Source organism: Pseudomonas sp. BS-2016, from assembly GCF_001806145.1.
GTDB classification, from domain to species: Bacteria; Pseudomonadota; Gammaproteobacteria; order Pseudomonadales; family Pseudomonadaceae; genus Aquipseudomonas; species Aquipseudomonas lundensis.
Map to the genome: position 1 here is coordinate 1 of NZ_MLCT01000042.1, position 479 is coordinate 479.

At 61.8% G+C, this 479-nt stretch carries 1 pseudogene; it reads right to left on the bottom strand.

Annotated features, from left to right (window positions below):
- A pseudogene (locus tag BKD70_RS25480) lies at positions 1–479 on the bottom strand (tail fiber domain-containing protein); the annotation flags it as partial.

Below are 479 nucleotides of genomic sequence, written 5' to 3' on the forward strand. Positions count from 1 at the left end.
AGCCGGACATGCGGGAACACACCAGCGGGCACGTTCTGCCCCCCGTTGGAGTAGAGATAGATCCCTGAACGCCCCAACAAATTCGCGTCACCCGAGGCCGACTGGGCCAAGGAGTTGCCGCCGTTCCAGCCCAGGGCACCGACCTGCAACACTTTTCCTGCCCCGTAATCCTCGGGAGAGCTCGTGAGGTTTGCAGTCGCTGCGGTCCCCAGCCCCAGGGCTTTACGAGCACCCGCTTCGGAATTTGAGCCCGTGCCGCCATTGGCAATCGGAGCAATGCTCACGCTGGACAAAGGCCCCAACCCTGCCAACGTCGCGCCCCATTGCTGAACGATCGCCCTCACCTGGTCCGCCAAGTCTTTTACATAGCCTTGCATGGGTGCGAGCGCATAGCCGCCGGCAGCGACGGTGGGCCCTTGATAGTTAGGTGAAATCGACAAGGCCGTATCGCTGGCGATGTTGGTGACTTCATACCACGC